23 protein-coding genes and 1 pseudogene (1 of these 24 only partly in view) are annotated in these 22718 nt (G+C 70.3%); 19 read left to right on the plus strand and 5 right to left on the minus strand.

The genetic code is table 11. The annotated features are described in order from the left end of the window. The 4 genes and pseudogenes from BGO15_RS14805 to holA all read left to right on the plus strand — a co-directional run. Positions 1-26 (plus strand): annotated as a pseudogene (locus BGO15_RS14805) (hypothetical protein); its annotated part reaches 40 nt to the left of the window's first position; the annotation flags it as partial. A 121-nt stretch (positions 27-147) separates the two neighbouring features. Next, a complete protein-coding gene (locus tag BGO15_RS14810) occupies positions 148-333 on the plus strand; it encodes a ComEA family DNA-binding protein (protein ID WP_327037311.1) in 186 nt (61 codons plus the stop codon). 1 nt (position 334) lies between these two features. Next, positions 335-2656, plus strand: coding sequence for a ComEC/Rec2 family competence protein (locus BGO15_RS08140; RefSeq protein WP_056208746.1), 2322 nt, complete (start codon positions 335-337; stop codon positions 2654-2656). Between the two features lie 9 nt (positions 2657-2665). Further along, the gene (gene holA, locus BGO15_RS08145; RefSeq protein ID WP_056208750.1) at positions 2666-3691 is read left to right on the plus strand and encodes a DNA polymerase III subunit delta; all 1026 of its coding nucleotides are present in this window, start codon (positions 2666-2668) and stop codon (positions 3689-3691) included. A gap of 213 nt (positions 3692-3904) precedes the next feature. Here the strand turns inward: holA and rpsT are convergent, their stop codons facing one another. Then, positions 3905-4165 (minus strand): 30S ribosomal protein S20, encoded by a 261-nt coding sequence (gene rpsT / locus BGO15_RS08150; protein WP_045246847.1) that lies wholly within the window; start codon positions 4163-4165, stop codon positions 3905-3907. 146 nt (positions 4166-4311) lie between these two features. Beyond that, positions 4312-5058, minus strand: coding sequence for an alpha/beta fold hydrolase (locus BGO15_RS08155; protein WP_056208755.1), 747 nt, complete (start codon positions 5056-5058; stop codon positions 4312-4314). Between the two features lie 72 nt (positions 5059-5130). Between BGO15_RS08155 and lepA the strand changes: the two genes are divergently transcribed. From lepA to leuA, 12 genes are all read left to right on the plus strand, one after another. After that, on the plus strand, positions 5131-6981 hold the full coding sequence (gene lepA / locus BGO15_RS08160; protein WP_056208758.1) for a translation elongation factor 4: 1851 nt from the start codon (positions 5131-5133) through the stop codon (positions 6979-6981). Between the two features lie 13 nt (positions 6982-6994). Further along, positions 6995-7645: a DUF1990 domain-containing protein gene (locus BGO15_RS08165; protein ID WP_056518584.1), complete on the plus strand. Its 651-nt coding sequence runs from the start codon at positions 6995-6997 to the stop codon at positions 7643-7645. Then, positions 7645-8859 carry a radical SAM family heme chaperone HemW gene (hemW, locus tag BGO15_RS08170; protein WP_056208765.1) on the plus strand — a complete coding sequence of 405 codons (1215 nt, stop codon included), beginning with the start codon at positions 7645-7647 and terminating at the stop codon, positions 8857-8859. Before BGO15_RS08165 ends, hemW begins: the two co-directional genes overlap by 1 nt. Positions 8860-8945: 86 nt before the next feature. After that, on the plus strand, positions 8946-9986 hold the full coding sequence (gene hrcA, locus BGO15_RS08175; protein ID WP_056518582.1) for a heat-inducible transcriptional repressor HrcA: 1041 nt from the start codon (positions 8946-8948) through the stop codon (positions 9984-9986). 40 nt (positions 9987-10026) lie between these two features. After that, on the plus strand, positions 10027-11136 hold the full coding sequence (gene dnaJ, locus BGO15_RS08180; RefSeq protein ID WP_045246852.1) for a molecular chaperone DnaJ: 1110 nt from the start codon (positions 10027-10029) through the stop codon (positions 11134-11136). A gap of 3 nt (positions 11137-11139) precedes the next feature. Then, positions 11140-11871, plus strand: a complete 732-nt coding sequence (locus BGO15_RS08185; protein ID WP_056208770.1) for a 16S rRNA (uracil(1498)-N(3))-methyltransferase — start codon at positions 11140-11142, stop codon at positions 11869-11871. Positions 11872-11896: 25 nt separating this feature from the next. Continuing rightward, positions 11897-12244, plus strand: coding sequence for an HIT domain-containing protein (locus tag BGO15_RS08190; RefSeq protein WP_056208775.1), 348 nt, complete (start codon positions 11897-11899; stop codon positions 12242-12244). A 43-nt stretch (positions 12245-12287) separates the two neighbouring features. Next, positions 12288-13316, plus strand: a complete 1029-nt coding sequence (locus tag BGO15_RS08195) for a PhoH family protein (RefSeq protein WP_082483192.1) — start codon at positions 12288-12290, stop codon at positions 13314-13316. Beyond that, positions 13313-13789 carry an rRNA maturation RNase YbeY gene (gene ybeY / locus BGO15_RS08200; protein ID WP_056208780.1) on the plus strand — a complete coding sequence of 159 codons (477 nt, stop codon included), beginning with the start codon at positions 13313-13315 and terminating at the stop codon, positions 13787-13789. The genes BGO15_RS08195 and ybeY overlap by 4 nt, the downstream gene beginning before the upstream one ends. Continuing rightward, complete coding sequence (locus tag BGO15_RS08205; protein ID WP_056208783.1) at positions 13786-15129, plus strand: hemolysin family protein; 1344 nt, start codon at positions 13786-13788, stop codon at positions 15127-15129. The genes ybeY and BGO15_RS08205 overlap by 4 nt, the downstream gene beginning before the upstream one ends. Next, positions 15126-16028 carry a GTPase Era gene (gene era / locus BGO15_RS08210; protein ID WP_056208786.1) on the plus strand — a complete coding sequence of 301 codons (903 nt, stop codon included), beginning with the start codon at positions 15126-15128 and terminating at the stop codon, positions 16026-16028. The genes BGO15_RS08205 and era overlap by 4 nt, the downstream gene beginning before the upstream one ends. Positions 16029-16198: 170 nt before the next feature. After that, positions 16199-17959, plus strand: coding sequence for a 2-isopropylmalate synthase (gene leuA / locus BGO15_RS08215; protein ID WP_056208789.1), 1761 nt, complete (start codon positions 16199-16201; stop codon positions 17957-17959). An 18-nt stretch (positions 17960-17977) separates the two neighbouring features. Here the strand turns inward: leuA and BGO15_RS08220 are convergent, their stop codons facing one another. Then, positions 17978-18673, minus strand: coding sequence for a trimeric intracellular cation channel family protein (locus BGO15_RS08220; protein ID WP_056208792.1), 696 nt, complete (start codon positions 18671-18673; stop codon positions 17978-17980). 36 nt (positions 18674-18709) lie between these two features. Between BGO15_RS08220 and recO the strand changes: the two genes are divergently transcribed. Next, positions 18710-19438, plus strand: a complete 729-nt coding sequence (gene recO / locus BGO15_RS08225) for a DNA repair protein RecO (RefSeq protein ID WP_056208794.1) — start codon at positions 18710-18712, stop codon at positions 19436-19438. Then, positions 19435-20238, plus strand: coding sequence for an isoprenyl transferase (locus BGO15_RS08230; RefSeq protein WP_056208797.1), 804 nt, complete (start codon positions 19435-19437; stop codon positions 20236-20238). Before recO ends, BGO15_RS08230 begins: the two co-directional genes overlap by 4 nt. A 3-nt stretch (positions 20239-20241) precedes the next feature. On the opposite strand, the gene BGO15_RS08235 is transcribed toward BGO15_RS08230, so the two are convergent. Further along, positions 20242-21354 carry a PIG-L family deacetylase gene (locus BGO15_RS08235; protein WP_056208799.1) on the minus strand — a complete coding sequence of 371 codons (1113 nt, stop codon included), beginning with the start codon at positions 21352-21354 and terminating at the stop codon, positions 20242-20244. A 139-nt stretch (positions 21355-21493) separates the two neighbouring features. On the opposite strand from BGO15_RS08235, the gene BGO15_RS08240 reads away from it, so the two are divergent. After that, positions 21494-22171 carry a DsbA family oxidoreductase gene (locus tag BGO15_RS08240; protein WP_056208803.1) on the plus strand — a complete coding sequence of 226 codons (678 nt, stop codon included), beginning with the start codon at positions 21494-21496 and terminating at the stop codon, positions 22169-22171. A 12-nt stretch (positions 22172-22183) separates the two neighbouring features. On the opposite strand, the gene BGO15_RS08245 is transcribed toward BGO15_RS08240, so the two are convergent. Beyond that, positions 22184-22687, minus strand: coding sequence for a glutathione peroxidase (locus BGO15_RS08245; protein WP_056208805.1), 504 nt, complete (start codon positions 22685-22687; stop codon positions 22184-22186). Between the last annotated feature and the right edge of the window lie 31 nt (positions 22688-22718).

Below are 22718 nucleotides of genomic sequence, written 5' to 3' on the forward strand. Positions count from 1 at the left end.
TCGCGGCAGCGGGCGGGTTCACCGCCGATGCCGACCGGGCGGCGGTGAACCTCGCGCGCACCGTGTCAGACGGCGAGCAACTCGTCGTGCCGGTCGTCGGCACATCACCGCAGGGGGGGCACAGCGCCGGCGGCCGGCGACGGGCTCGTGAACCTGAACACGGCGGATGCCGCGGCGCTCGACACCCTTCCAGGTGTCGGGCCGGCCACCGCGGCGCGCATCCTCGCGTGGCGCGCGGAGCACGGCCGATTCGGCAGCGTCGATGACCTGCTGAGCGTGTCGGGGATCGGCGAGAAGACGCTCGACGAGCTGCGCGACAAGGTCACGGTGTGAGGTGGGTGCCTATCGCCTCGTTCCGGTCGCCGGTCTCACCTGGGCGGCCGCGGGCATCGCGCTGTTCGGAGGCGCGTCGATCGTTGCGGCGATTGGTGCAGCGGTTGCTCTCGGAGCCATCGTCACGCTGTGCTGTGCCCGCCGCGCGGGCGGTCGGACGCGCGCGGCGCTGGTCGTCGCGGTGCTCGCAGCGTGCGGTGCGGGGGCCGCGGCATCCACTGTCGTGTTCTCGACACCCGCGCGCGAGCAGGTTCGTGACGCCCTGATCGATTCCCGTGCCGAGTCGGTGTCGGTGCGTGTCGTCGGCAAGGTCGAACCGCGCGCGCAGGGGTCTGCGTTCGACGCGCAGGTGGTGTCCGTCGAGACCCGCACGGCTCCACGCCCCGGACGCGACGTTCCCGTCGTCGTGCTCGCGCGAGGCGGTGTCGGCGCAGGCACCGAAGTGGGCGCGGTCGTGCGCGTCGAGGCACCGGCGTTCGGGGCCGACGCCGGCGATCGCGCCGTCGCCGTGCTCACCGCGGACGCGCCGCCCACAATCGAGCGGCCGGCCGACGGCGTGCTGGCGGGCGTGGCCGCGCTGCGCCGCGCGCTCGCCCACGCCACCGTCGGCCTGCCCGGCCCGGCCGCGGGACTCATCCCCGGGCTCGCGATCGGCGACACCGCACTCGTCGACGACACGCTCGATGCGCAGATGAAGACCGCCTCCCTCACGCACCTCACCGCCGTGAGCGGGGCGAACTGCGCGATCGTCGTCGCGCTCGGCTTCGCCGCAGCCGCCGCGCTCGGCGCGCGCAGACGCATGCGCGTCGCTGTCGGCCTCACCCTGCTTGTCGGGTTCATCACGCTCACGACGCCCGAACCCAGCGTCGTGCGCGCCGGGGCGATGGCGGCGATCGCCATGATCGCCGTGCTGACAGGACGCACCGCCACCGGCATCGGCGTCTGGTCGCTCGCGCTCACCGTGCTGCTCGTGCTCGACCCGTGGCTCGCGACTTCGATCGGCTTCGCTCTGTCCGCCGCGGCGACGGCGGCGCTGCTCGTGCTGGCGCGGCCCCTCGCCGCCGGGCTCGGCCGCGTGATGCCCCGCGCGCTGGCACTCGGCATCGCGGTGCCGCTGTCCGCCCAGCTCGTCTGTGCGCCGCTCATCGTCGTGCTCACCCCGACGGTGCCGATCTACGGCGTCGTCGCCAACCTCATCGCCGCCCCGGCAGCGCCCGTCGCGACGATCGTCGGGCTCGCCGCGACGCTCGCGGCGCCCCTCCCGGTGCTGCAGCAGGGACTGGTCGCCGTCGCGTGGCTACCGGCCGCATGGATCGCCGAGACCGCCCGCCTCTTCGCCGCATTGCCGTTTGCGACCGCGCCGTGGCCGGGCGGCCCCCTCGGCATCGTCGCGCTCGCCCTCGTGGGCGCCGCCACGCTCGGACTGCTCGCGCCGCTCCCACGCCGGCGACTGCGCACCGTCACGCGCGCGGCATCCGTTCTCATCGTCTCGGTGACGGCGGGCGCCACGATCGCCGCGACGGTGCTGCTCCCCGTGGTCTCGCGAGGCGCGATGCCACCCGACTGGAGCATCACCATGTGCGACATCGGCCAGGGCGACGCGGTATTGGTGCGCTCCGCGAGCGAGGTGGCGCTGATCGACACCGGAGACGATCCCGAGCTGTTGAGCGGATGCCTCGACCGTGCCGGGATCGACAGCATCGACCTGCTCGTGCTCACCCACTTCGACCGCGATCACGTGGGTGCCGCACACGCATTGAACGGACGTGTCGACACCGTGATGCACGGTCCGACGACCGAACGTCGCGAGACGGACATCGTCCGCGCGCTCGGCGCCGCCCGCACCGTCGTCGCCCACGCGGGGATGAGCGGAATGCTCGGCGATGCGCGCTGGCGCGTGCTGTGGCCCACGGCGACGGCGGGGGAGTTCGCCGAAGGCAACGACGGGAGCGTGGTCGTCGAGATGGGCGGGGGTGCGGTCCCGCCCGCGATCTTCCTCGGCGACCTCGGCGCGACGGCGCAGCGGGCGCTCCTGCGTTCCGGTGGAATGTCGTCGGGGCTGCAGGTGGTGAAGGTGTCACACCACGGTTCCGGCGACCAGGACCCCGGTCTCTACCGTCGCATCGGTGCCGTCATCGGGCTCGTTTCGGTCGGGGCCGGCAACAGCTACGGCCACCCGCGCGACACCGCACTCGCACTGCTCGCCGCCGCCGGAACGACGGTCGTCCGCACCGACACCGACGGCATGGCCGCCGTCAGCGAGGTCGACGGGCGCCTCGTCGTCTGGCACGCCGGAACCCGCGACGTCGACGGCCCTCGGTAGGCTTTCGGCATGGCCGCTCCCCGTAGACCCGCACGCGCGAGCGCCATCCCGCAGCTCTCCTGGCGCACCCCGCAGCCCGCGCCGATCGTGCTCGTCTCAGGCCCCGAAGAGGTCTGCGCACAACGGGCGACCAGCGGCATCCGCAGCTATCTGCGAGCCGAAGACGAGGCGCTCGAAGTCAGCGACATCGACGCGGCGGACTACACGGCGGGGTCACTGCCCGCCTACGCCGCGCCCTCGCTGTTCGGCGAACCGCGCCTCATCCGCGTCACCTCGGTCGAGAAGTGCAGCGATGCGTTCCTGGCCGACGCGCTCGCGTACCTCGCCGCCCCCCAGGAGGGCGCCACCGTGGTGCTGCGTCACTCCGGCGCGAGCGTGCGCGGCAAGAAGCTGCTCGACGCCATCAGGGCGGGCGAGGGCGGAGGCGTCGAGATCGCCTGTCCCGCCATCACCCGCGACGCAGACCGCGTCGACTTCGCGGCGGGCGAGTTCCGTGCCGCGAACCGCCGCATCGAGCCCACGGCGCTGCGCGCTCTCGTCGCCGCGTTCGCCGACGACCTCACCGAACTCGGCGCCGCCTGCCAGCAGCTTCTCGCCGACGTCGACGGCACGATCGACGACCGCATCGTCGAGCGCTACTACGGCGGGCGGGTCGAGACATCCGCGTTCACCGTCGCCGACACAGCGATCGCCGGGCGGCACGGTGAGGCGCTGCTCGCGCTGCGTCAGGCGCTCGCCTCGGGCGCCGACCCCGTGCCCCTCGTCGCCGCGCTCGCCTCCAAGCTGCGCACCATGGCTCGCGTGGTGGGCTCGAGGGAATCAGCGCCCGCCCTGGTCGCGCGACTCGGCATGAAGGACTGGCAGGTCGACCGCGCGCGTCGCGATCTCAACGGCTGGTCGTCAGAGGCGCTCGGGGGAGCGATTCAGGCCGCCGCCCGCGCAGACGCCGAGGTCAAGGGCGCCAGCCGCGATGCGACGTTCGCCGTCGAGCGTCTTCTCACGATCGTGGCGACGCGGCGGCCCTACGGCGACTGAACGCCGCGGTTCGTCACGCTCGCGCGTCAGGCGCGCATGCCGCCCCCACGGTGTGCACGCGACCCCGCGCACACCACGCGATCCCGCGCACAAAACGTGAAGGCCCGCCCCGCCCACGCTGTGCACGCGATCCCGCGCACAAAACGCGCGACCCCGCGCACAAAACGTGAAGGCCCGCCCCGCCGAAGCGGTGCGGGCCTTCACGATGGTCGCTCAGAGAGCGGAAACCTGCTTCGCGATCGCCGACTTGCGGTTCGCGGCCTGGTTCTGGTGGATGACGCCCTTGCTCACGGCCTTGTCGAGCTTCTTGGTCGCGGTGCCCAGAGCCTTCTCGGCGGCGGCCTTGTCGCCGGCGACGATGGCCTCACGGGTGCGACGCACCGCGGTCTTCAGCTCGCTCTTGACGGCCTTATTGCGCTCGTGCGCCTTCTCGTTGGTCTTGTTGCGCTTGATCTGCGACTTGATGTTTGCCACGTGTGGTCAGACTTTCGTTTCGGTGTTGTCGTGGTGGTGCCGTGCAGCGAGAGAGGGGCGCTGTGCGGCGAATCGCGGGGGTCTGGGATTCCCCACACGCAAGCCAAAAGCCGAGTCTACCAAACGAGCGGGCTCCGCACGAAACGTCAGGCTGCGGCATCCGTCTCGTCGACGGCAGTGCTGTCGATCGTGGCCAGCGCGAGATCCAGCACCGCGTTGAACACGCGCGGTGCCATCGCCGTCACGAGGTGCGTGGTGTGGGGAACGACGATCAGCTCGGCGTCGGGGAGGAGCGTCTGGAAGAGCTTCTCGCTCACCCGCAGCTGATCCCACTGGCCGTTCACGAACCACGTCGGCACCCGGATGCGCGACACCGCCGCCATGAGGTCGAGGGCTCCGAGGGCGCGCAGCGCCGTGTCCTGCGACTCGAACGCGTACCCGCCCGCCCCGAAGTCCCACCGCGTCTCCGACGGGAGGGTGCGATCGAGCACACGCTCTCCCAGCCATTCGCCGTGACCAGGAAGGCTGTTGAAGGAGCCGACCGCGGCGCGATAGGCGACGAGAGGGATGCCGCGCGGCAGCGCCGTGCACGAGGCACCGATGTACGCCGCAATCGGGGGAGCGACCACGGCGCCTGCGTACTGGGTCGTGAGGAGTCCGCCGAGCGAGTGCCCGACCAGGAGCACGGGACCGGTGTCCGCAGCCGACCGCACCGCGTCGTCGATGGTGCGGAAGGCCTCGTCGAGCGTGAACGGCTCACCGCGTCGGGTGCCGTGTCCCGGCAGGTCGAGAGCCACCGCCGACACCCCGCGCTGCTCGAGATGGGCCACCTGTGCGCGCCACATGGTCGCGGACGTGCGGATGCCGTGCACCATCACCACGGTCGTCACCATGTGCCCACTGTAGAACCGGTGGCTGGGCGTGAGGGCGGTGCATCCGAGGCGGCACCCTAGAATCGTCGGGACATGTCTCCGCGTGCCCTCTCTCCGCTCCAGCCCAGCGCCACCCCGCCGGCGAGCATCCGCAACTTCTGCATCATCGCCCACATCGACCACGGCAAGTCGACCCTGGCCGACCGCATGCTGCAGATCACGGGTGTCGTCTCCGACCGTGACATGCGCGCGCAATACCTCGACCGCATGGACATCGAGCGCGAGCGCGGCATCACGATCAAGAGCCAGGCGGTTCGCATGCCCTGGCAGACCGCGGACGGCACGTTCGCGCTGAACATGATCGACACACCCGGGCACGTCGACTTCACCTACGAGGTGTCCCGGTCGCTCGCCGCCTGCGAAGGCGCGATCCTGCTGGTCGACGCCGCGCAGGGCATCGAGGCGCAGACGCTCGCGAATCTCTACCTGGCGCTCGAGAACGATCTCGAGATCATCCCGGTGCTGAACAAGATCGACCTGCCCGCCGCCGACCCCGAGAAGTTCGCCGGCGAGCTCGCGAACCTCATCGGCGGGTCGCCCGACGATGTGCTGCGGGTGAGCGGGAAGACCGGCCTCGGCGTCGAGGAGCTGCTCGACCGCATCGTCGAGCGCATCCCGTCGCCGAAGGGGAACGCGGATGCCCCGGCCCGCGCGATGATCTTCGACTCCGTGTACGACGCCTACCGCGGCGTCGTCACCTATGTGCGCATGGTCGACGGGAAGCTGGAGCCGCGGGAGCGCATCCAGATGATGTCGACCAAGGCGACGCACGAACTGCTGGAGATCGGCGTCTCGAACCCCGAGCCGACGCCCACCAAGGGGCTCGGCGTGGGCGAGGTCGGCTACCTGATCACGGGCGTGAAGGATGTGCGCCAGTCGAAGGTCGGCGACACCATCACGAACCTCCGCAAGCCCGCGACCGAGGCACTCTCCGGATACACGGACCCGAAGCCGATGGTCTTCAGCGGCATCTACCCGATCGACGGCAGTGATTACGCCGATCTGCGCGAGGCCCTCGACAAGCTCAAGCTCTCCGACGCCTCGCTGCAGTACGAGCCCGAGACCTCGGTCGCTCTCGGGTTCGGGTTCCGCTGCGGGTTCCTCGGTCTGCTGCACCTCGAGATCATCACCGAGCGCCTGGCCCGCGAGTTCGGCCTCGACCTCATCACGACCGCACCGTCGGTCACTTACGAGGTCACGACCGACACCGGGGAGACCGTCGTGGTCACGAACCCGAGCGAGTACCCGGACGGTCGTGTCGCGTCGGTCTCCGAGCCGGTCGTGAAGGTCGGCATCCTGCTGCCGAAGGACTACGTGGGCACCGTGATGGAGCTCTGCCAGACGCGCCGCGGCACCCTGCTCGGCATGGAGTACCTCAGCGAGGACCGCGTTGAGCTGCGCTACAACATGCCGCTCGGCGAGATCGTCTTCGACTTCTTCGACCAGCTGAAGTCGAAGACCCAGGGTTACGCGAGCCTCGACTACGAACCCGCGGGATCCCAGACCGCCGACCTCGTCAAGGTCGACATCCTGCTGCAGGGCGACAAGGTCGACGCGTTCAGCTCGATCGTGCACCGTGAGAAGGCGTACTCGTACGGCACGATGATGACCGAGCGGCTGCGCAAGCTCATCCCGCGCCAGCAGTTCGAGGTGCCGATCCAAGCCGCGATCGGCGCCCGCATCATCGCCCGGGAGAACATCAGGGCGATGCGCAAGGATGTCCTCGCGAAGTGCTACGGCGGTGACATCACCCGAAAGCGCAAGCTCCTCGAGAAGCAGAAAGAGGGCAAGAAGCGCATGAAGATGGTGGGTCGCGTCGAGGTGCCGCAGGAGGCGTTCATCGCCGCCCTGTCGGGAGACGTGGACGGCAACGAGAAGAAGTAGGCGGGTGCACCACATGCGCAAGGGAACGACCCGGGACGGCGTCGTCGACTACGCGGCGGTCGGAGCCACACAGGCGGTCGACCTCATGCAGTACCCGCCGGAGCGGAGCCTCCCGGCAGAGTCGTCCTGGCGCATCGGCAGCGGCGAAGAGCGATTCCGCGCGGCGGGCGACGCGCTGCTGAGCTGGCAGGCGCTGCGTGATGCGGGCCTCACCGTGAAGGACGTCACCCCCGCCGCCGGCCCCACCTACGCCGGGGTGAGCTTCGACGAGAACCGTCAGCCCATCGCGCCCAGCCGTCTCGAGGCCGATCAGCGCTTCGACGCCGACGGCACACCGTGGGTGGCCGCGGGAGCGAGCGTGCGACTGCACGGCCGTGTCGACGGCATGAACGCCGACGGGCACCTCCGGGTCATCTTCGTCACGGAGGAGCCGCGCCGCGTCGGATTCGTGCTCGGCACCCTCGGCGAGTCGGTGGTCAGCGGGGAGGAGTCGTTCCTCATCGAGTGGCTCCCGAACGATGAGGTGTGGTTCTCGTTGCGGGCCTTCGACAGCCCGACCGCGTTGTCGTACCGAGCGCTGCGCACCCTCGTGCGCCGTCGTCGTCGTGCGCTGTTCACCCGCTACCTGCGCGCGGTGTCGCCCATGTTCACCACCCCGGCCTGATGCCCTCAGCGCTTCCCCTCGGCGATCCGGCTCCGGCCGACGGCGGCCTGCCCGACCTGCTCCCGGCCGCGCACCCCGACTTCGGCGTGTACGTGCACGTGCCGTTCTGCCGCGTGCGCTGCGGGTACTGCGACTTCAACACCTACACGGCGACGGAGCTGCGCGGCGCCAGCCAGGCGGACTATCCCGACGAGGTCGCGCGGGAGATCGCGCTGGCCGCGCAGGTGATGGATGCCGCGGGCCGGCGGCGGGCGGCGACATCCGTGTTCTTCGGCGGCGGCACGCCGACGCTGCTCCCGGGCGATGCGCTCGCGCGCATGCTGGGTGACGTGCGCGACGCGTTCGGCATCGCCGCCGATGCGGAGGTGACGGTCGAGGCGAACCCCGACACGGTCACACCGGCGCTGACGGCGAGGCTCGCTGAGGCGGGCGTCACACGTCTGTCGATCGGCATGCAGTCCGCCGTTCCGTCGGTGCTGGCGACCCTCGACCGCACCCACGAGCCGGCCGCGGTCCCGCGGGCGGTCACTGCGGCGCGCGCGGCCGGGCTGCAGGTGAGCGTCGACGTCATCTACGGCACGCCGGGGGAGACGCTTGCGGACTGGGAGCGCACCCTCGATGCCGTCACCGCGCTCGAGACCGACCACGTGTCGGCGTACGCGCTGATCGTGGAGGAGGGCACGGCGCTTGCCCGCCGCATCGCACGCGGCGAGATCGACACGGTCGACGACGACGTGCAGGCCGACATGTACGAGCTCACCGACGCGCGCCTCGCGGCGGCGGGGTACAGCTGGTACGAGGTGTCGAACTGGTCGCGCGATGAGGCGACCCGCTCGCGACACAATCTCGCCTACTGGCGCGGCGCCGACTGGTGGGGGTTCGGGCCGGGCGCCCACTCGCACGTCGGCGGCGTGCGCTGGTGGAACGTGAAGCACCCCGCGGCGTACGCGCAGCGCCTGTCGCTGGGTTCCTCGCCCGCGGCGGGACGGGAGACGCCCGATGCCGCGTCCCGCGCGCTCGAGCGCACGATGCTCGAGGTGCGCATCGCCGACGGGCTGGCCGTGGCGAGCCTGCCGGACACCGGTCGCGCGGAGGTGGCGGGGCTCATCGCGGACGGCCTGGTCGACGGGGCATCCGCCATCGCCGGGCGCCTCGTCCTGACGCTGCGCGGTCGACTCCTGGCCGACGCGGTCGTGCGACGGCTCACCGCCTGAGCACTGTGCGTCGCGCCGCGAGTGGCGCCCCGTTCCGCGCTAATATTGGCACTCACGTGATGTGAGTGCCAGCGAGGGGAGGCGGAATGGTCAGCGAACGCGGCCTCGACGTCCTGCGGGCGATCGTGCAGGACTACGTGGCGACCCGCGAACCGGTCGGCAGCAAGTCGATCGTCGAGCGCCATGCCTTCGGGGTGTCGGCCGCCACCATCCGCAACGACATGGCGCTGCTCGAGGACGAAGAGCTCATCAGCGCGCCGCACACCTCGTCGGGACGTGTGCCGACCGACAAGGGCTACCGCGTCTTCGTCGACCACCTCGCCGAGCTGCGACCGCTCAGCACTGCCCAGCGCAACGCGATCGCCACATTCCTCGAGGCCCCTGCCGACCTCGACGACCTGCTCGCGCGCACTGTGCGCGTGCTCACGCAGGTCACCGGCCAGGTCGCCCTCGTGCAGTACCCGTCGTTCGAGCGCGCGAACGTGACGCACATCGAGCTCGTGCACCTCGGCGGCCCGCGCGTCGTCGTCATCCTCGTCACCGACACCGGTCGTGTGTCCCAGCGGATCGCGAGCCTCGGGACCGACCTCGACGACGCGGATGTCGCGACCCTCCGCGCCCAGGTCTCGGTGCTGGTCACGGGTGGCTCGGTGCAGGAGGGCCTCGGCAAGATCGCCCACACCCTCGCCGAGACGTCCACCCGTTCACCGCGAGAGGATGCTGCCTCGCGCGCGCTACTCGCTGCTGTCGCCGAAGAGCTCGAAGAGTTCCGTCAGGATCGTCTCGTGATGGCGGGTGCCGCGAACCTGGCGCGACGCGAGTCCGACTTCCAGGGCAGCATCTACCCGCTGCTGGAGGCGATCGAGGAGCAGGTGACCCTGCTCAAGCTCATGACCGAGATGGCGGCCGACGCCGAGGGCCTGGCGGTCTCCATCGGCCGCGAGAACGAGGCGTTCGGGCTGAGCGAGGCATCCGTCGTGACGAGCGGCTATGCCGGCACGATCGGCGAGGCACGCCTGGGTCTGCTCGGGCCCACGCGCATGGACTACGCGACCAATCTCAGCGCCGTGCGCGCCGTGGCTCACTATCTGAGCCGACTCATGGCCGACGACGAGCGCGCGCGATGACGAATACGACCCTGCCCGCTTCGCGGGCGGAGAGGTGACTGTGGCCGACCACTACGAGGTGCTGGGCGTCGAACGCGACGCGAGCCCCGAGGACATCAAGAAGGCGTATCGACGGCTGGCCCGCCAGCTGCACCCCGACGTCAACCCGAGCCCCGAGGCGGCGGAGCAGTTCAAGCTCGTCACCCACGCGTACGACGTGCTCAGTGACGCCGATCAGCGCCGCGCCTACGACATGGGCGGCGAGACGGGATCGCCGTTCGGCGGCGCCGGGTTCGGCGGCTTCAGCGACATCTTCGACACCTTCTTCGGCGGGGGCGGTGGGAGCCGGGCCCGCGCTCGTTCTCGCCGGGAGCGCGGCCAGGACGCGCTCGTGCGCGTGACGCTCGATCTCGCCGACGTCGTGTTCGGCGCGCATCGCGACCTCGAGGTCGACACCGCTGTGCTCTGCGAAACCTGCCAGGGCTCGTGCTGCCAGCCGGGGACGGCTCCCGTCACCTGCGATATCTGCCACGGCACCGGACACATCCAGCGCACGGTGCGCAGCCTCATCGGCAACGTCGTCACCCAGCAGCCCTGCGCGAGCTGCCAGGGCTACGGCACGACCATCCCGTACCCGTGCGCCACCTGCCAGGGCCAGGGACGCGTGCGCTCGCGTCGCACGGTCTCGGTCGACATCCCGGCCGGCGTCGAGACGGGCCTGCGCCTGCAGCTGCCGGGCTCCGGTGAAGTGGGACCCGCCGGGGGCCCGAACGGCGACCTCTATCTCGAGGTGACGGTCGCCCCGCACGACATCTTCAGCCGCGACGGCGACGACCTGCTCGCGACGCTCGAGATCTCGATGCCCGACGCGGTGCTGGGAACGACAACCCTGATCGACGCGCTCGACGGGCCCGTCGAGCTCGAGCTGCGCGCAGGGGTGCAATCGGGCGACGTGCTCACGATCAAGGGCCGCGGCGTCTCGCCGCTGCGCGGCAGCGGCCGCGGCGACCTGCGCATCGGCGTGCATGTGCTCACGCCCTCTCGCCTGGACGCGAAGGAACGCGCCCTCATCGAGGAGTTCGCCCGCAAGTCGAAGGCGCCGGAGCCGCAGCTGGCGCAGTTCCACCAGGGCCTCTTCGCGCGGCTGCGCGACCGGTTCCGGAACGGCTGATCCGTGGCGCTCCACTTCGTGGACGATGCCGCCGCCGCCGCGGGGGCCGGTGACACCGTCTCACTCACCGGGGCCGAGGCACATCACGCCGCCGCGGTGCGGCGTGTGCGCCCGGGGGAGAAGGTCACTGTCGGCGACGGCCGCGGCGTGTGGCTCACCGGCACCTGCGAATCGGTCTCACCGAAGCTCGTCGTCGTGCGCATCGACGACCGACGGGTGGATGCCCCGCCCGCCACCCGTCTGCGCCTCGTACAGGGCCTCGCCAAGGGCGATCGCGACGAGCTGGCCGTGCAGGCCGCCACTGAGCTCGGGGTCGACGAGATCGTGCCGTGGCAGGCAGCCCGCAGCGTCTCCCGCTGGGACGCGGGCAAGGCCGTCAAGGGACGGGGCCGCTGGGAGGCGATCGCCCGGGAGGCGGGCAAGCAGGCCCATCGTGCGTGGCTCCCCGAAGTGAGCCCGCTCGTGACCACCCGTGAGCTCGCCGGCCGGGGTGCGGCATCCCGTCTTCTCGTGCTCGAGCCGACCGCGAGCGTGCGCCTCGCCGACGCCGTGAGCAGCGACCTCGCCGATGTGACCTTCATCGTCGGCCCCGAGGGGGGAATCGCCCCCGACGAGCTGACCGCGCTCGCGGACGCGGGGGCGGAGCTCGTCCGACTCGGCGACACCGTGCTGCGCACCTCGACCGCCGGCCCCGCGGCGCTCGCCGCCGTGTCGGTGCTGCTCGGGCGCTGGTGAGACGGGCGCCGGTAGACTCGTTCCTATGAGCGAAGCCTCCGTGTTCAGTCGCATCCTCGCGCGTGAGATCCCCGCCGAGATCGTGGCCGAGACCGACACCCTCTTCGCGATCCGCGACATCGCGCCGCAGGCGCCCGTGCACCTGCTGGTCATCCCGAAGACGGCCGAGTACCGCGATGTCGCCGAGCTCGCGGCCGCCGACCCCGCTCTGCTGGCGGAGATCGTCGCGCTCGCCTCCGAGCTCGCCGCCCAGCACGCCGACGGCGACTTCCGACTCGTCTTCAACACGGGCGCCGGCGCCGGCCAGACGGTGTTCCACGTGCACGCACACGTGCTCGCGGGCGACCTGTCGGAGCAGGGGCTCGGTGCCTGACTCCGAACCCGTCACCCGCCGCCTCCTCGCGGACGGCGTCGCCATGGTGCGTCTGCTCGGCCCGCAGGACCGCCTGCTGCGCGTCGTCGAGCGCGCGCACCCCGACGTGCAGGTGCTCGTGCGCGGCAACGAGATCACCCTCACCGGCGAGGCGGATCCCGTCGCTCGCGCCGCCGAGCTCGTCGAGGAGCTGCTGCAGATGACCCGCAACGGCGTCGACCTGGATGCCGCGGGTGTCGCGTCGTCTGACCGCATGCTGCGCACCGACGGGTCACCCCGTCCGTCCGAGGTCATGGGGGAGGCGATCCTGTCCTCCCGCGGCAAGGTGATCCGCCCGAAGACCGCAGGGCAGAAGGCGTACGTCGACGCGATCGAGGAGAACACGATCGTCTTCGGCATCGGGCCGGCCGGCACGGGCAAGACGTACCTCGCGATGGCGAAGGCGGTGCAGGCCCTGCAGCGCAAGGAGGTCTCCCGCATCATCCTGACGCGGCCCGCCGTCGAGGCGGGGGAGCGGCTCGGTTTCCTCCCCGGAACCCTCACCGACAAGATCGACCCGTACCTTCGGCCGCTCTACGACGCGCTCAACGAGATGATGGACCCCGAGATCGTGCCGAAGCTCATGGCGTCGGGCACGATTGAGGTCGCGCCGCTCGCCTACATGCGCGGGCGCACGCTGAACGACTCGTTCGTGGTGCTCGACGAGGCACAGAACACGACTCCCGAGCAGATGAAGATGTTCCTCACGCGTCTCGGGTTCGGCACGCGCATGGTCGTCACGGGCGACATCACGCAGATCGACCTGCCGCAGGGCGCGTCGGGCCTGCGGCTCGTGACCCGCGTGCTGTCGAACATCGACGACATCCACTTCTCCTACCTGACCAGCGACGACGTCGTGCGCCACACGCTCGTCGGACGCATCGTCGACGCCTACACCGAGTACGACGAACGTCGACTCGCCTCCCGCCGCGAGCGGGATGAGGCATCCGAGTTCGCGGGGCGCGTCGAGCGACGCACCGCCGCCCGCGGGGGCTCCCCGCGGGACCACCTTCCGAAGCGGGGACGCACATGACCATCGAGATCACCAACGAGTCGGGGGTGGCTGTCGACGAGACCGTGCTGCTGCGTCTCATGGAGCACAACTTCGCGGAGCTGCACATCAGCCCCGACGCCGACGTGGCGATCCTGCTGGTCGACGAGGGCGCGATGGAGTCGCTGCACGTGCAGTGGATGGACGAGCCCGGCCCGACCGACGTGCTCAGCTTTCCGATGGACGAGCTGCGGCCCGGCACCGAGGAGCAGCCCACCCCGCCGGGCCTGCTCGGCGACATCGTGCTGTGCCCGCAGGTCGCCGAGACCCAGGCACGTGAGGCGTCGCCCGTGCATTCCACGCAGGACGAGCTCGTGATGCTCACCACCCACGGCCTGCTGCACCTCCTCGGGTACGACCACGCCGAGCCCGACGAGGCGAAGGAGATGTTCGGCCTGCAGCGCGACCTCATCATCGCCTTCGCGCACTCCGAGCGTCGACGACCGGCGTCATGACCGTCGCGCTCCTGCTGGTCGCCGCGGTGCTGCTTGTCGCCTTCGGCGGACTCATGGCGGCGATCGACGCGGCACTCTCGGTCACCTCGACGCAGGATCTCGACGAGCTCGCCGAGGGCGCACGGTCGTCTGCGGCGCTCCATCGCATCGCCGCGGACCCCGCGGCGCACGCGAACTCGGTGGTCTTCATCCGCGTCCTTGCTGAAACCGGCGCCGCGGTGCTCACCGCCGCGGCCTTCATGCTCTGGTTCGACGACATCTGGTGGGCGCTGCTCGCGGCGGTCGTGCTGATGACCATCGCGTCGTTCGTGCTCGTAGGCACCTCGCCCCGGTCGGTCGGGCGTCGCAACGCGGCGGGGCTCCTGCGTGGCAGCGCCGGGCTCGTGCGCGGCATCCGTCTTCTGCTCGGCCCGATCGCGCACCTGCTCGTGATCCTCAGCAACCGGGTTACCCCGGGTGGGGCGCGGGCATCGAGCTTCACCTCCGAGGAACAGCTGCTGAGCATGGTCGACGAGGCCGCGCTGCAGGACCTCATCGAGGAGGACGACCGCGAGCTGATCCACTCCGTGTTCGAGTTCACCGAGACCTACGTACGCGAGGTGATGGTGCCGCGCACCGACATGGTCACGATCGGGGCGGATGCCTCCACCCGCGCCGCGATCGCGTTGTTCCTCGATCGCGGGGTGTCCCGCATCCCGGTGATCGGCGAGGACGGCGATGACGTACGAGGCGTGCTGTACCTCAAGGACCTGGTGCAGATCGCCTTCCGCGACGGTACGGTCGCGAGTGCGGTGCCGGTGGCGGGCATCGCCCGTCCGCCTGTGTTCGTGCCCGAGTCGATGCGCGCCGAGACACTGCTGCAGCAGATGAAGCGCGACGCGGTGCACGTGTGCATGGTCGTCGACGAGTACGGCGGGATCGCCGGGCTCGTGACCCTCGAGGACATCATCGAGGAGCTCGTGGGGGAGATCGCCGACGAGTATGACCCCCGCGCAGACGAGGTGGTCGAGGTGCGCCCCGGAACGTTCCGGGTGAGCGCCCGCCTCGGCCTCGACGAGGTCGGCGAGCTGTTCGGGCTCGACCTCGACGATGAGGATGTCGACTCCATCGGAGGACTGCTCGGCAAGGCGCTCGGTCAGGTTCCGCAGCCGGGCGCGACGGCCGAGGCGCTGGGGCTCCTGCTCACCGGCGGCACCTCTCGCGGCCGCGGCCGCGGACTCGCGACGGTGTTCGTGACGCGTGCAGCCGATGCCGCGGCATCCGCCCCCGAGGAACACGCGACCGACGAGCACCCCGCCGGATCGAAGAAGAAGCGCACAGCGAAGGCGGCCCGCGCATGACCGAAGACAGCCCGTACCGCAGCGGTTTCGTCACCTTCGTCGGGCGGCCCAACGTCGGCAAGTCGACGCTGACGAACGCGCTCGTGGGCGAGAAGATCGCGATCACGAGCGACAAGCCGCAGACCACGCGGCGAGCGATCCGCGGCATCGTCGACCGTCCCGACGGCCAGCTCGTCGTCGTCGACACCCCGGGCGTGCACCGTCCGCGCACTCTGCTCGGGCAACGTCTCAACGACCTCGTCGAGGACGTGCTCGGCGACGTCGACGTCATCGCCTTCTGCGCGCCGGCCGGGGAGCGCGTCGGTCCCGGTGACCGCCGCATCGCCGCCTCGCTCGACGGCTACCCGCGCTCGCGCAAGGTCGCCCTCGTCACCAAGACCGATGCGGCGTCGCGCGACGAGGTGCTGGAGCGTCTCGCCGAGGTCGACGCGCTGCGCGACGACTGGGCCGCCGTCATCCCCGTCTCCGCGCTCACCGGTGCTCAGCTCGATGTGCTGGCGGACGAGCTGCTCGGCCTCATGCCCCAAGGCCCGGCGCTGTACGAGCACGGCGTCGTCACCGATGAGTCCGAGAGCGATCGCGTGGCGGAGATCATCCGCGAGGCGGCACTGCGCGACGTGCGCGAAGAGCTTCCGCACTCGATCGCCGTGGTCGTGCAGGAGATGGGCCCGCGCGAGGACTCTGATCTGATCGACGTGTTCGCCGACATCGTCGTCGAGCGCGACAGTCAGAAGGCGATCATCATCGGCCGCAAGGGCGCGCACCTGAAGGATGTCGGCGCCCGCGCCCGCACGCAGCTCGAGGGCCTCCTCGGCTCGCGGGTCTATCTGTCGCTGCACGTGCGCGTCGCCCAGGAGTGGCAGCGCGACCCCAAGCAGCTCGGCCGGCTCGGGTTCTGACGCGGGGTCGCGGCATCCGTCATCGACCGGGGCTCACCCGGGTGTAGCCTGGTCGCATGCGTGCGGGTGATCTCCTCCTCCTTAGCTGCCGCGGCGGGGCCTAAACCTAGGGCCACCTCGTCGCGGAGCTTGTCGTCGGCCCGCCACATCCCACACGAGGAAAGACGATCATGGAGAACACCCAGAAGGCATCGGCTCTGCCGATCCACAAGTACCGCCCGTATCACGAGCAGATCCGCGTCGACGTGCCGGACCGCACCTGGCCCGACGCCCGCATCACCCAGGCGCCGCGCTGGTGCGCCGTCGACCTGCGCGACGGCAACCAGGCGCTCATCGACCCGATGAGCCCCGAGCGCAAGCGCGTCATGTTCGACCTGCTGGTGCGCATGGGCTACAAGGAGATCGAGGTCGGGTTCCCGAGCGCCAGCCAGACCGACTTCGATTTCGTGCGTCAGCTCATCGACGAGAACCTGATTCCCGACGACGTCACTATCCAGGTGCTGACCCAGGCGCGCGAGCACCTCATCGAGCGCACCTACGAGGCGATCGCCGGGGCGAAGCAGGCGATCGTGCACCTGTACAACTCGACGAGCATCCTGCAGCGCGACGTCGTGTTCCGCACCGACACGCAGGGCGTCATCGACATCGCCCTCGAGGGCGCGCGCCTGTGCCGCGAGTTCGAGAAGCGCATCCCCGAGACGGCCGTCTACTACGAGTACTCGCCCGAGAGCTACACCGGCACCGAGCTGGAGTTCGCGGCCGAGATCTGCAACGCCGTGCTCGACGTCTTCGAGCCGACGCCCGAGCGCAAGGTCATCATCAACCTGCCCGCGACCGTGGAGATGGCGACGCCCAACGTGTACGCCGACTCCATCGAGTGGATGAACCGCCACCTGGCGTACCGCGAGAACGTCATCCTGTCCCTGCATCCTCACAACGACCGCGGTACGGCGATCGCCGCCGCCGAGCTCGGCTACATGGCCGGTGCCGACCGCATCGAGGGCTGCCTGTTCGGCAACGGCGAGCGCACGGGCAACGTCGACCTGGTCGCCCTCGCGATCAACCTGTTCACCCAGGGCATCGACCCGCAGATCGACGTCAGCGACATCGACCAGGTCAAGCGCACGGTCGAGTACTGCAACCAGCTGCCGGTGCCCGAGCGCAGCCCCTGGGCCGGCGACCTCGTCTTCACCGCGTTCAGCGGCTCCCACCAGGACGCCATCAAGAAGGGCTTCGAGGCGATGGCCGCCCGCGCCGAGCGCGAGGGCGTGTCGGTCGACGACCTGGAATGGGCCGTGCCGTATCTGCCCGTCGACCCGAAGGACCTGGGCCGCTCGTACGAGGCGGTGATCCGCGTGAACTCGCAGTCGGGCAAGGGCGGCGTCGCCTACCTGCTCAAGAGCGACCACGCGCTCGACCTGCCCCGGAAGCTCCAGATCGAGTTCTCGGGCGTCGTACAGGCGAAGACCGATGCCGAGGGTGGCGAGCTCACGAGCTCCCAGATCTGGGAGATCTTCCGCGACGAGTACCTGCCGGCGGATGCCGCCGACGAGCGCTGGGGCCGCTTCGAGCTGTTGTCGACGCGTACGCAGAGCGATGTGGGCGGTCAGCTGCGGCTCGACGTCACGCTGCGCGACGGCGAGGAGCGCACCGCGGCGGACGGCATCGGCAACGGACCGGTGGCGGCCTTCCTCGCCGTGCTGCACGAGCGCGGCTTCGACGTCACGCTCTACGACTACGTCGAGCACGCGATGAGCGCCGGCGGGGACGCCCAGGCGGCGGCCTACGTCGAGCTGCAGATCGACGGGGAGCGCCTGTGGGGCGTCGGCGTCGACGGCGACATCTCGACCGCCTCGCTGAAGGCCATCGTCTCGGCGGTGAACCGCGCCATCCGCGCCCGCGAGCGCGAGGGCGCCCTCACCGCGGTGTGACCCGGGGTCGCCGTCGGGTCAGTCGCTCTCCGGTCGCACGATCGGAATAGCGGATGTCTCGACGGCGACCTTTCGCCTGTAGAGCATGTGCTGCTCGGGCAGCGACAGATCGAAGATCACGGCGAGGATACGGATCACCGCCGTCACGAGGAATCCGGCGACTGCGGATCCGACGATCGGCACACCGAACGCGTTGAGCGCTACGACCGTCGTGCAGCCCACCCCGGCCGCGACCGCATAGAGCGACCCGACGTGCATGATCGCCACCGGGAGCCCCATCATCACGTCGCGCAGCACACCGCCGCCGACCGCCGAGCAGACGCCCACGAAGATCGCCGGCACGACGGGCAGCCCGAGACCGAGCGCCTTCGTCGTTCCGAAGGCACCGAAGAGCCCGATCACCAGGGCGTCGAGCGTGACGATCACAGAGTTGAGCTTTTGCAACGGCCCGGCGAGCAACATCCCGAGCAGCGCCGCGCCGACGCCGATCAGCAGATACCAGTTGGTCTGCAGCGGAGCGGGCGTGACGTTCAGCAGCAGATCGCGGATGAGACCGCCGCCCATGCCCATGAGGATTCCGATCAGGGCCACACCGAGCAGGTCCAGACGTCGTTGCCCCCGGAAACCGGAGGCGAACAAGGCCCCCTGAACTCCGCCGAGACCCACGGCGAGCAGATCGGCCCAGAGCGGGATGGTGAAGGTCGGCTCGGTCACGCGTCCATTGTCGCAAGGCGCGACGATAATCGATGCGTGCCCACTTACCGCGACGAGGTCGTGGTCCTGCGCACCCAGAAACTGGGGGAGGCGGACCGCATCGTCACCCTCCTCGGTCGGCAGCACGGGCGCATCCGCGCGGTCGCCAAGGGGGTGCGCCGCACGTCCTCGCGCATCGGCGCGCGGCTCGAGCCCTTCATGGTCGCCGACGTGCAGATCTACAAGGGCCGCACGCTCGACATCGTCCAGCAGGCGGAGAGTCTCGCCACCTACGGGGCCGACATCGTCGGCGACTACGACCGCTACGTCGCCGCGAGCGCGATGGTCGAGACCGCCGACCGGCTGGGAGAGGCCGAGGCGACTCCGCAGCAGCACATCCTCCTCCTCGGCGGCCTTCGCTCCCTGAGCCGCGGCGACCACCACCCCCGCAGCGTGCTCGATTCGTACCTGCTGCGGGCGCTCGCGATGTCCGGGTGGTCGCCCGGCCTCGACGACTGCGCTCGCTGCGGACGACCCGGACCGCACTCGTCGTTCCTCGCGCACGGCGGCGGGATGCTCTGCTCGTCGTGCGCACCGGCCGGCTCCGTGCGTGTCACCGCCGACGTGCTCGCCCAGTTGCGTGCGCTGCTGCGCGGCGAGTGGGACGTCGTCGATGCGGTGTCCGACGCCGACCGCGCCGCGGCATCCGGTCTGGTCGCGGCGTTCACCCAGTGGCAGCTCGAGCGCGGCATCCGCTCACTCGCCCACGTAGAGTCGGGGCGATGACTCCGAAGCCCTTCACCCACAAGGATGCGGTCGCGTACCGTCCGATCGACTGGACAGGCGTCCACCCGCCGGCGTTCCCCGCCGGATCGGTGCCGAACCATGTGGCGATCGTGATGGACGGGAACGGCCGCTGGGCGAACCGCCGCGGCCTCACGCGGGTCGAGGGACACAAGGCAGGGGAGGCGGCGCTGCTCGACGTCGTCGCGGGCGCCATCCAGGCCGGCGTGAAACATCTCTCGGTCTATGCGTTCTCGACCGAGAACTGGTCGCGCTCACCCGACGAGGTGCGGTTCCTGATGGGGTTCAACCGCGACGTGCTGCACCGCCGGCGAGACCAGCTCAATGAGTGGGGCGTGCGGGTGCGGTGGGCCGGGCGTAAGCCGCGCCTGTGGGGCTCGGTGATCTCCGAGCTGCAGTTCGCCGAGCAGCTCACCCGTGACAACGACGTGCTCACGCTGACGATGTGCGTGAACTACGGGGGGCGCGTGGAGCTGGTCGACGCGATGCGCTCCATCGCCGACGACGTGGCCGCGGGGCGGGTGCGTCCGAGCGCCGTCAGCGAGAAGCTCATCCGCCGGCGGCTCTACCAGCCCGACATGCCCGACGTCGACCTGTTCGTGCGCTCGAGCGGCGAGCAGCGCACCTCGAATTTCCTGCTGTGGGAATCGGCCTATGCGGAGTTCGTCTTCCTCGACACACTCTGGCCCGACTTCTCACGCACCGACCTCTGGCAGGCGATCGGACTCTACCTGTCCCGCGACCGTCGGTTCGGTGGCGCGATCGACACCCCGACCGCCTGACGGTCAGTACTCGACGGCGACCGCGTTCGCGCTCTCGGACAGCGGGATGGTCTTGCCGCCCGGGAAGAGCTGCTCGTCGGTGAACGAGTACTGACGCTGCACCCAGGCGCCGAAGCCGCGGCGTTGGAGGCACGCCTGGTCGGTGGCGCAGCCGATGATCTTGTCGTTGGCCGCGTACGCCCGGTACGCCAGGAGCTTCGTCGTCAGGGCTGCGCCGGTGATGTTGGCCGGCTGGAGATGCACGGGGTATCCCTCGAAGTAGCGCATCTTGGCGAGGTCGTACCCGGCCTTCTTCGCCGCTTCGCGGGTGAACGTGCCCACCGTGCTGTGGTCGGGATGATCGCCCTGCCAACCCTGCGCGGCAATGCTCGGGATCAGCGTTCCCACCATGGCGGGATGGAACATCGTGATGAGGTCGGCCAGGGAGTCCCGCAGACTCACCGCCGACACCGCATCACCGCCGCCCACCGGGGTGAGCTTGTCGACGCGGCCGTCGAGGAGCATCCGGATCGTGACGGACCCGGTCGTCCGGAAGCCCTTGCCCTTCAGCCCCCCGTCGGGCAGGTGGAAGAAGAGCACCGAGACGTTCGCCGCGTCGACAGGGACGTACTGGGTGAGCTGCACTCCCGATGCGAGGGTCACGGTGGACTGCGTCCACTCGGCCGAGCTCCCGCGCATGACGTTGTACGCCTTGAGGATCCCGAACTCACGAGCCTTGACGTAGGAGGCACCGAGGCCGCCGTCACCCGCGGTCACATAGGCCGTCCGGGCGCAGAATCCGCTCGAGATCGCTCCCTGCAGCGTCGGGTTCGCGAAGATCAGGTCATCGTCGTAGTGGGCCCAGACCGACAGCACCGTCTCGCCCTCGCATGTGGTGACGAGCGATCCCGGCGCAGGATCCGAATTCACGACCGGCGCCGGCGCGGGAAGAGCGGGCCCGAGCGGCGTGGCCGAGGCGGACGGAGCGATCCCGCCCGGAGTCGAGAACGCGGTCGGCCACCACTGCGCGCGCGTCTGCACCGCTACCACGACCGCGCCGACAACTGCTGCGGCGACGATCACGACCGTCGATGCGAACAGGATGCGACCTATGCGGCGGCGCGCGCGAGCACCCATGCCGTTCCTCTCTCCCACCCCGATCCCCATCGGGCCCGCATCATGCTGACATATGCGCTCCCGGCGCGCCCGACACGACGCTGTGAATCCTGCTCACAGCGCGGGAATAGTCGGCGAAGCCGCAGGCGTTGCACCCGTCATGACGGACGCCATCTCGATCGACGTGTGGAGCGACATCGCCTGCCCCTGGTGCTACATCGGCAAGCGCAACCTCGAGAAGGGACTGGCGGACGCGGCATCCGATGACGACGCGCCCGTGACGACGGTCACGTTCCACTCGTTCGAGCTGTCTCCCGACACGCCCGTGGACTTCGAGGGTGACGAGATCGACTTCCTCGCCGGACACAAGGGGATGCCGCGGGACCAGGTCTCGCAGATGCTCTCGAACGTGACGGGCGTGGCCGCGAACGCGGGACTGGAGTACCGCTTCGACCTGCTGCGTCACACGAACACGGTGAAGGCGCACGAGCTGCTGCACTTCGCGAAGCAGGCCGGACGCCAGCACGACATGGCGGAGCGCCTCATGTCGGCCTACTTCACCGAGGGGCGCCACGTCGGACGTATCGACGACCTCGTCGACCTCGCGACGGAGATCGGGCTCGACGGCGACGCCGTGCGCGACGCGCTCGAGACCGAGCGGCACCTGCCCGACGTGCGGGCCGATCAGGCGCAGGCCCAGGCCTACGGCATCAACGGCGTGCCGTTCTTCGTCATCGACGGCAAGTACGGCGTCAGCGGCGCGCAGCCGCCGGAGGCGTTCGCCCAGATCGCGCGCCAGGTGTGGGCGGAGCGGCGGGGCGCGGCATCGGCTCTCTGACCGTCGCCGAGATCAGGCGGGGAGTGCCGCCTCGATGACCGACACGACCGCCCGGTCGTCGGGCTTCGTCGACGGACGGAAACGGTGCACGTCTCCCGTGGGCGTGAGCACGAACTTCTCGAAGTTCCAGTGCACGAGTCCCCGCTCGCCCTCGGGGTTCCTGGCCTTCTTCAGCGCCTTGTAGAGCGGCGCGACACCCGGTCCGTTGACCTTGATCTTCGCGTTGATCGGAAAGCTCACACCCCAGGTCGCGGAGCAGTACTCCAGGATCTCCTCGATCGAGCCCGGCTCCTGACCCATGAACTGGTTGCAGGGGAATCCGACGACGCTGAAGCCCCGCTCGCCGTACTCTCGCTGCAGCTGCTCGAGCGCCTCGTACTGCGGGGTGAGTCCGCACTTCGACGCGACGTTCACGACGAGGAGGACTTTGTCGCCGTAGTCGGCGAGCGTGCGCTCGGCCCCCTCGGCGTCGAGGAACGGGATGCTGCGCAGGTCTGCGCTGTCGGTGGCGGCCATGTGCCCAGCGTAGGCGCGGCGGGCCGCGGGA

The organism is Microbacterium sp. 71-23 (assembly GCF_001897265.1).
GTDB lineage: Bacteria > Actinomycetota > Actinomycetes > Actinomycetales > Microbacteriaceae > Microbacterium > Microbacterium ginsengisoli.

What these genes read in the sequence shown, in the direction of transcription:
- holA (WP_056208750.1), top strand. Translation starts at nt 2,666, where the DNA reads ATGGCCGCTCCCCGTAGACCCGCACGCGCGAGCGCCATCCCGCAGCTC.
- BGO15_RS08155 (WP_056208755.1), bottom strand. Translation starts at nt 5,058, where the DNA reads ATGGTGACGACCGTGGTGATGGTGCACGGCATCCGCACGTCCGCGACC.
- lepA (WP_056208758.1), top strand. Translation starts at nt 5,131, where the DNA reads ATGTCTCCGCGTGCCCTCTCTCCGCTCCAGCCCAGCGCCACCCCGCCG.
- BGO15_RS08165 (WP_056518584.1), top strand. Translation starts at nt 6,995, where the DNA reads ATGCGCAAGGGAACGACCCGGGACGGCGTCGTCGACTACGCGGCGGTC.
- hemW (WP_056208765.1), top strand. Translation starts at nt 7,645, where the DNA reads ATGCCCTCAGCGCTTCCCCTCGGCGATCCGGCTCCGGCCGACGGCGGC.
- hrcA (WP_056518582.1), top strand. Translation starts at nt 8,946, where the DNA reads ATGGTCAGCGAACGCGGCCTCGACGTCCTGCGGGCGATCGTGCAGGAC.
- BGO15_RS08190 (WP_056208775.1), top strand. Translation starts at nt 11,897, where the DNA reads ATGAGCGAAGCCTCCGTGTTCAGTCGCATCCTCGCGCGTGAGATCCCC.
- BGO15_RS08195 (WP_082483192.1), top strand. Translation starts at nt 12,288, where the DNA reads ATGGTGCGTCTGCTCGGCCCGCAGGACCGCCTGCTGCGCGTCGTCGAG.
- ybeY (WP_056208780.1), top strand. Translation starts at nt 13,313, where the DNA reads ATGACCATCGAGATCACCAACGAGTCGGGGGTGGCTGTCGACGAGACC.
- BGO15_RS08205 (WP_056208783.1), top strand. Translation starts at nt 13,786, where the DNA reads ATGACCGTCGCGCTCCTGCTGGTCGCCGCGGTGCTGCTTGTCGCCTTC.
- era (WP_056208786.1), top strand. Translation starts at nt 15,126, where the DNA reads ATGACCGAAGACAGCCCGTACCGCAGCGGTTTCGTCACCTTCGTCGGG.
- leuA (WP_056208789.1), top strand. Translation starts at nt 16,199, where the DNA reads ATGGAGAACACCCAGAAGGCATCGGCTCTGCCGATCCACAAGTACCGC.
- BGO15_RS08230 (WP_056208797.1), top strand. Translation starts at nt 19,435, where the DNA reads ATGACTCCGAAGCCCTTCACCCACAAGGATGCGGTCGCGTACCGTCCG.
- BGO15_RS08235 (WP_056208799.1), bottom strand. Translation starts at nt 21,354, where the DNA reads ATGGGTGCTCGCGCGCGCCGCCGCATAGGTCGCATCCTGTTCGCATCG.
- BGO15_RS08240 (WP_056208803.1), top strand. Translation starts at nt 21,494, where the DNA reads ATGACGGACGCCATCTCGATCGACGTGTGGAGCGACATCGCCTGCCCC.
- BGO15_RS08245 (WP_056208805.1), bottom strand. Translation starts at nt 22,687, where the DNA reads ATGGCCGCCACCGACAGCGCAGACCTGCGCAGCATCCCGTTCCTCGAC.